Genomic DNA, 6,873 nt, shown 5'->3' on the forward strand with positions numbered 1-6,873 from the left:
GGTGCGCGAGAACACGCCCGGCGGCAAGGTCGATGACCGGCTGCGGTATTTCACGATGGATGCGGAGGGCAACATCCTGCGCCGCACCGAGGGCACGTTCGAGGGCGGCAGGTTCACCCAGGACGATGCCGAGCGCCTGCGCACCGAGCAATATGCCTTCGCCAACGGGCAATACGTTGCTGCGGGCCGCTTCGACGGCAAGACCGACGTGCTGGGGCAGATGAACGCCTATGCCAGCACCGATGTGGGCACCTACAAGGTGACGGTGCAGGCCGGCGACACGCTGCGCGGCCTGGCGCAGCGCCTCTACGGCAACAGCAACCTGTGGTACGTGCTGGCCGAAGCCAACGCCATCGACGACGACAGCGGGCTGGTGGCCGGTGCGACGTTGAACGTGCCCGACGTCAAGGCCAACACCAACGACGCCAACACGTTCAAGCCGTTCAACGCCAGCGAGGCGATCGGCTCGACCACGCCGTCGCTGCCGTACATCCCCAAGCCGCCGGAAAGTGGGTGCGGCACGTTGGGGATGATCATCATGGTGGTGGTGGCCATTGTGGTGACGATCTATACGGCTGGTGCGGCGGCGGGCTTGATGGGAGCAGCAACCGCCAGTGGCGCGACGGCGGCAAGTGCTGGCGCCTTCGCGGCGGGGACCGGCGTATTGGCGGGTACTTATGGCACCGCGGCGATGGTGGTAGGCAGTGCGGCCGGCGCATTTGCAGGCAGTCTCGCTAGCCAAGGCGTCGGCAGCGCGATGGGCCAGACCAGTTTCAGCTGGCGCAACGTGGCCGCAAGTACCGTGGCTGGCGCAGCGACGGCCGGGTTTGGCACATTCGTGAGCGGTGCACCAGCGGTCGTGGCTGCGGTGGCCACTGCGGCAGTGGGCAATGTCAGTAGCTATGTGGCCAACAAGCTTGTCGGCAACGAGGCCAGTTTCAGTTGGCGCAGCGTGGCTGCCAGCGCGGTGGCAGCAGGCATCACACAGCAGTTGGCGCCGACGATCGCCCGCTCCATCGGCGTCGACGCAACGCAGTATGGGCAAGCCATTACCTCAGGCATTACTGGTGGCATCGTTAGTGCGCATGTGCGTCAAGGAATCGTGGGTGGCGCTGTTGACTATCAGGACGTGTTCGTGGATGCATTCGGTAATGCGGTCAACGGGGCGCTAATGCAACGTGGTCAGGCGGCCTTAGCAGCTAGATCGCAAAGTGATCGGCCTTCGCTGTCGGCGTCGATTGGTGGTACCGCTGCGTTGAGCGATCCGGATTACCGGGCCGACTGGCTCTACGGAACTGATGTGCAAGCCGGTGCTGATAGGGCTGCAGCTCAATCGATTACTTCAGCAGGAGACATTTCTGACCTGCCTGATTGGATGAGTGTCGGCATTGTAATGGATGAATTTGCACCTCGCAGTGCACAAACGTCTATTACTACATTAGAAACGACACAGGTCCGTCCTCCGGAAATGTTGATAAAGGATGCCAGTTTAGTTATGGCTGAACTCAAGGCTGCTCAGGAAGAATGGAGTCAGACTAGCCTGTGGGGTAAGTTAAGCGAGGTGTTTGATGGCGACGGCTACTCAGTGTCTGATCGATTGGCACTGGCGCAACGGGATTTGCGTGATTTCAACGCGGCACCTGACGAGATTAGCTATAGCTCTGTCGAGATAGTTCTAGACAATCTTGAAAGATATGATTCCGGTCAGTTGCAGGCACCACCTAGGGATGTGGCTGCTGCTCGTGGATTTATTGCAAAAACCAACCGTTATTACATGGGTGATAGCCCTTTCGCCATTGGTCCTTCCAGTCAAGCGGAACTGGACTATGTGCAAAAAAATTGGAACGATCTTTCCATGGCAATGAGTGGCATCTACCCAATGGCGGTAGGTCATGCGGTTCGTGCTTTGGGCGCTGACGAACAAAATGTTATGGCTGCGGCTCAAGCTGCCGCGACAGTGAGAGATGTTCTTACCGCGGCTCAATTGCAGAGTAATGGTCGTACTCGACAAGTCAGTACAGCAGGATCGAGAAGAGTTAGGCCGAGCCAGGGCGAGAGATCGAACGCGATCATAACTGGCGAGACAAGTTCCACAAGCCTTGGAAAGACTGTTCACGGGGATATTCCCGCGAGAACGGGGGCGACATTAGGGTATTCTCGGTCTTTCAATTATAGAGCTACTTTCTTTGAAGCTAATCCCGGTCTCGAAGGTAACGTCGTTGTCCATCATGCTGTGGAACAACAAGTGTTAACTCGTTATCCTGGCGTGGCAGCGGCAGAGCAGATACACTCTCTAGAAAACTTGCGAGGAATTCCGAAAGAAATTAACTCCGACCTGCATCTAAGTGCAATTCGTCGTGAATGGAATAAGTTTTATCGAGAAACTCCAAATGCAACACTGCCTCAGCTTTTGCGTAAAGCGACGGAAATTGACTCGAAGTATGGCAGCCAATTTAATCCAAAGGTGAATTGATACTTATGAATTATTTTGTTATCGAGCCGGAAGTGGCTGGTGAGATTGGGGATGGGAGTGTGTTGGACACAACAGTGCATCCGCCCTTGGTTAGCAAGTTGAATTATCAATTGTTTGGTTGGCTCGGTGATTCAATATTAGAGAGCTTTCCTTGTTTTATAGTCATTCAAGATTTGGCTTCTAATTTAAAATCTGATTTTTTAAGTGGAGTGAGTTTTCATGATGTGGAAATATCTATTTCGGACGAATTCAGGGGGCTGTACCCAAATCGAGTGATTCCAAATTTCTGTTGGATGAAAGTCAGCGGAGTTGCTTGCAAAGATGATTTTGGAATGGCGCTGGATTATCGTCTTGTGATATCAGAGCGGGCGTTGAAGGTTTTGCAGAAATTTGGCATTGAGAACGCATTGGTTGAGGAAGTGAATAAATAGACGGGTCCATTATTTTATATAATGGGTCTATCAATTTATATGTGATTTAAGAAAAATGGACGGGCGCTATAAAATACAAACTTATGGCGCCGTCAATAGCGTGCTATCTAAATATTATTCTTATCATTTATTATTTAAAGTATAATAAATTTGTTTTGGTCGGGTAAATTAAGTGAACGAGTGGCTATTTTTCCGCAGAAGTGAAGCGTCCTCGTTAACTCGATCCACTTGGAAGTAGAGTTCCATCCCAAGGAGCTCTGTATGAAGAAGTCGAAGTTCACCGAAGAACAGATGGTTCGGATCCTCAAAGAGGTCGAGGCCGGTGCAAGGGTTGGCTAGACCTGCCGCAAGCACGGGATCAGCGAGCCGACCTATTACGTCTGGAAGTCCAAGTACGCCGGCATGGAGGTGTCGCAGTTACGGCATCTGAAGGATGTGGAAGCCGAGTTGGCCCGGATGAAGCGCATGTATGCCGAGTTGGCATTGGATCACCACGCGCTCAAGGACGTGCTGTCGGGAAAAGGTTGAGCCAGGTTCGTCGACTGGAATTGAGTCTGGCCATGCAAACTACTCACGGCCTCAGTGCCCGTCGAGCTGATCGGGTGCTGCAGCTGTCCCGATCTGCACGGCATTACCGTCCGCGCCAGCGCGACGATGGCCCGCTCATCGCCGCAATCGAGGCGCACTTGAAGGACAGCCCCGGCCACGGTTTTGGCCTGCTGATGGATTGGGCATTGCGACCGCAGGGCTGGGGCAAGACCCGCGCCTGGCGGGTCTACACCGCGCTGAAGCTCAACCTTCCACGTCGCGGCAAGCGCCGATTACCTGACCGCATCCGCGCGCCGCTGGAGATCCCGCAAGCGGCAAACCACACTTGATCGGCGGACTTCATGTCCGATGCCTTGTGGTCTGGACGCCGCTTCCGCACCTTCAACATCAACGATGACTTCAATCGCGAATCGATGAAGATCGAAATCGACACCAGCCTGCCCTCGGCACGGGTCATCCGCGCACTGGACGAATTGGTCGAGCTGCGTGGTGCTCCAAGGCGACTGCGCCTAGACAACGGCCCGGAGTTCATCAGCGCTGCGCTCAGGCAGTGGGCACAGCAGCACGGCGTCACCCTGATCCACATCCAGCCGGGCAAACCTACCCAAAACGCCTACATCGAACGCTTCAACCGCACCTTCCGCAGCGAAGTCCTGGACCGCTTCGTGTTCACCACGCTCGACGAGGTTCGGCGCATGGCAGAGGACTGGCGTCATCGATACAACCACCAACGGCCACATCGATCACTCGGCGGCTTGCCGCCCATCTGCTTTGCAATGGCACAATCAACAACCACCTCTACTTCTGAGTGACTCGAAGAATCGAGGACGCTTCACAATGGATATGGCGTCGCCGGTCCTGCTCCCGATTGGCGGATGACGGGAGTACAAAACGCTCTGCCGCAAGGACCAAGAGTTCAGCGGTTCGCGAACGAACCCTCTGCCAACCTGATTGGCGCAGGCTTGGTGGTAGCAACTGGTGCAGCCACCGCGCTCTACGAAGGTGTGACTGAGCCTTTTAAGATGGTGGCCGACATTGCTCGCGTGGGCTGGGAGACAGGCGTCAGTTTGATCCCAGGCAAGATGCCGGAAGACATTGAGTATTACAGTGGGTTTGGTAAGGCGATTGTGGACCAGGATATGGGGACGCTCGATGCGCTCTGGAGCATCCCAAAAGGAATCGCCCTAACTCCTTGGAGGCTTGGAACAGCGATCTATGAGGGCGATGCGTTTGGTATCGGTTATGAAACCGTATTTCTCATCGGTGCATTAGAAGGAGCGCGCACACTAGGTGCGGGGCGCGTTAATGTGCCCGGCTTTGGGGCGATCTATCGAGGTACTTCCTATGTGCGAGATTTGAGTGATGCCGTTGGTACCGCCAATCGCTTAGATATTTCGAATCTCGGTGTATTGGAGGCGGCGCAAGGAGATGTTTACTCTGAGGCGAGAGGGGCCGTGGGCGGCTTGTCTTCGCGAATTAATTCGTGGGAGGATTTGGGGATTCCAAAAAACCTTGCAACGATTGTCGCCTATCGAGTTGAAGGGAGCATCGAGCCAAACCATCGTCTGCTGATCAGTGAGACGGGTGAGGTCTCTCTCGTTCCAGGCAACGAAAATGTGATTTGGCTCAACTTCGGTAAGGAATCGCGCGCTACGTCTTATCTGCAACGAAAGATAGACGCCGGTCTCCCGGGCGCTCAGCTCAAATTGTTTGAGGTTGACGCCTCATTTGTTGAGAGGCTTAGGGGTGACGCGGTTCCTGAGCAATTGGCGCGCATGAATCCCAATAAGCCAATCGTTAGCGCCGACCCATACCCTGATCAATTCGGGCTTCCCAAGAGCTATTTCGAAGATTTGTTAAACTCTGTCAAACAAGGTACAGGTAAGAATGGACACTAGGACAGAAAACGAACGCATTGAGAGAACGAACAACCTGGCATTCATGCCGGCAAATCCTTGGGAATTCGATGTTCATTTGGGTCGAGCGCCTCATGATGTTTTGACACGGTTGACCACGTTGTTGGGCCAAATCGCGAAATTTGATTCGGAGTCATGGCCCGCTGACGACTATTGGAAGGCTGCGTTGCCTGGCTGGATGAAAGCATGCCTGCCAGAGTTCACCAAGGAAGAGTCAGATCGTCTTTTGCGAGACACGCCGAGAGATCAATGGGACAAGTTGCCTTGGGAATTTGGGTCTTGGCTGGATGCGATTCGAGATCGTGGCTGGAGATGGTGGGGCTATCGATTGGAAGATGAGTCGGCGACGCTTGTGGTGCACATAGCAATGTTTCCCGAGCGAATTGACGCCTTTAGAGAAATACTGCGCGCAGCTGGTGCCGCAATTGTTGTCGAACGTTATGAGGCGAACTCTGTCGAGTAAATCCCTTCGTTTGGCAACAAGTCGGCTGCCGCGGAAAGATTGTCGGCAGAAACAAGCGAGTTAATGCTATGCGCCAGCGGCGTGACGTCGGTTATCCGCTGAATCCACTCGCTCACATACAACTGGACGGCCTCCTTGCTGAGGCCGATCTGGATGGCGCGATGCGGTAGCGGCTGCAGCGATAGATCGCGCTCCGGGTCCCACTGAATCCGCACCGGAGAGCGGCTCTTGAGCTGATCCCATTCTTCGTGACTCATTCCAGAGTCGGGATGGCTTGGGCAGCTATGCGCCAGCGCCCACTCGAAGCCTTCGCGCGTAATGTCGATGGCGAGGATGCGCTTCTGGCCTTCGTCCTTATAGCCCCAGCCGGCGCGGTACATCATCCAAAGGAACGACGGCTTGATCCACGTCATCCGCTCCATCTTGAAGGGCGGACTGATGAATTTTTGATGCTTCAGAGCGCTATCCGCAATCTCGTCTGAATACGCCTGGTATACCCGGATGAGATTTTTATCATAAACGGCACGAATCTGTCGCGTCGGAAAAAATGTATTCATGAGTTAATATTTATTTTGATTTTGTTATGAGGTTGGGGATGGCGTAAACGTTACTGAATGTGAGGACAAGGCCCTTGCCATTCTGCGGCAACGCGTTAAGAATCTATCCGCGATGCGCAATTTCGCCGCGGCACCTGCTCTGTCATAAAGCCGCAGTTAAGATCGAAAAATATTCATTAGTTTGTCGGACATGTTGAATACATGCGAATAATTTTTCTGCATACTGCCACAATAGCCGTGTTGGTACGAAATTCATAACATCATCTGAGAAGTGATTTCGAACTAGCGTGTTGATCTAATTTTGCAACAGCAGTAGCTCCGGTGGTGCCTGGTACAAGTCCTCGGTCACCGCCACGGTACCGCCGGGTGCGGCCTTCATGACCATCGGTGCCAGTGCCAACAAGTGTGCGGGTGGCGATCCGTTGTGGGTGGACGACTTCCAGTGGACCTATACGCCGGTCGAACCCGGCATCAGGGAGCTGCC

5 protein-coding genes and 1 pseudogene are annotated in these 6,873 nt (G+C 54.3%); 5 read left to right on the forward strand and 1 reads right to left on the reverse strand.

Going from position 1 to position 6,873, the window contains the following annotated elements:
• The 5 genes and pseudogenes from VC212_RS22645 to VC212_RS22665 all read left to right on the forward strand — a co-directional run.
• The coding region (locus VC212_RS22645) for a LysM domain-containing protein (RefSeq protein ID WP_323515843.1) at positions 1-2,473 on the forward strand (2,473 nt) is incomplete at its 5' end.
• A gap of 5 nt (positions 2,474-2,478) precedes the next feature.
• Positions 2,479-2,904 carry a hypothetical protein gene (locus tag VC212_RS22650; protein WP_323515847.1) on the forward strand — a complete coding sequence of 142 codons (426 nt, stop codon included), beginning with the start codon at positions 2,479-2,481 and terminating at the stop codon, positions 2,902-2,904.
• A 261-nt stretch (positions 2,905-3,165) separates the two neighbouring features.
• Positions 3,166-4,265: pseudogene (locus VC212_RS22655) on the forward strand (IS3 family transposase).
• A 63-nt stretch (positions 4,266-4,328) separates the two neighbouring features.
• Positions 4,329-5,351 carry a hypothetical protein gene (locus VC212_RS22660; RefSeq protein ID WP_323515848.1) on the forward strand — a complete coding sequence of 341 codons (1,023 nt, stop codon included), beginning with the start codon at positions 4,329-4,331 and terminating at the stop codon, positions 5,349-5,351.
• The gene (locus VC212_RS22665) at positions 5,341-5,832 is read left to right on the forward strand and encodes a hypothetical protein (RefSeq protein ID WP_323515851.1); all 492 of its coding nucleotides are present in this window, start codon (positions 5,341-5,343) and stop codon (positions 5,830-5,832) included. The genes VC212_RS22660 and VC212_RS22665 overlap by 11 nt, the downstream gene beginning before the upstream one ends.
• On the opposite strand, the gene VC212_RS22670 is transcribed toward VC212_RS22665, so the two are convergent.
• Positions 5,808-6,389: a DUF4291 domain-containing protein gene (locus tag VC212_RS22670; protein WP_323515854.1), complete on the reverse strand. Its 582-nt coding sequence runs from the start codon at positions 6,387-6,389 to the stop codon at positions 5,808-5,810. The two genes, VC212_RS22665 and VC212_RS22670, sit on opposite strands and share 25 nt — an antisense overlap.
• Between the last annotated feature and the right edge of the window lie 484 nt (positions 6,390-6,873).

Origin of the sequence: Xanthomonas sp. WHRI 8932A, assembly GCF_035012785.1 — a bacterium.
GTDB lineage: Bacteria > Pseudomonadota > Gammaproteobacteria > Xanthomonadales > Xanthomonadaceae > Xanthomonas.

What these genes read in the sequence shown, in the direction of transcription:
- VC212_RS22650 (WP_323515847.1), top strand. Translation starts at nt 2,479, where the DNA reads ATGAATTATTTTGTTATCGAGCCGGAAGTGGCTGGTGAGATTGGGGAT.
- VC212_RS22660 (WP_323515848.1), top strand. Translation starts at nt 4,329, where the DNA reads ATGACGGGAGTACAAAACGCTCTGCCGCAAGGACCAAGAGTTCAGCGG.
- VC212_RS22665 (WP_323515851.1), top strand. Translation starts at nt 5,341, where the DNA reads ATGGACACTAGGACAGAAAACGAACGCATTGAGAGAACGAACAACCTG.
- VC212_RS22670 (WP_323515854.1), bottom strand. Translation starts at nt 6,389, where the DNA reads ATGAATACATTTTTTCCGACGCGACAGATTCGTGCCGTTTATGATAAA.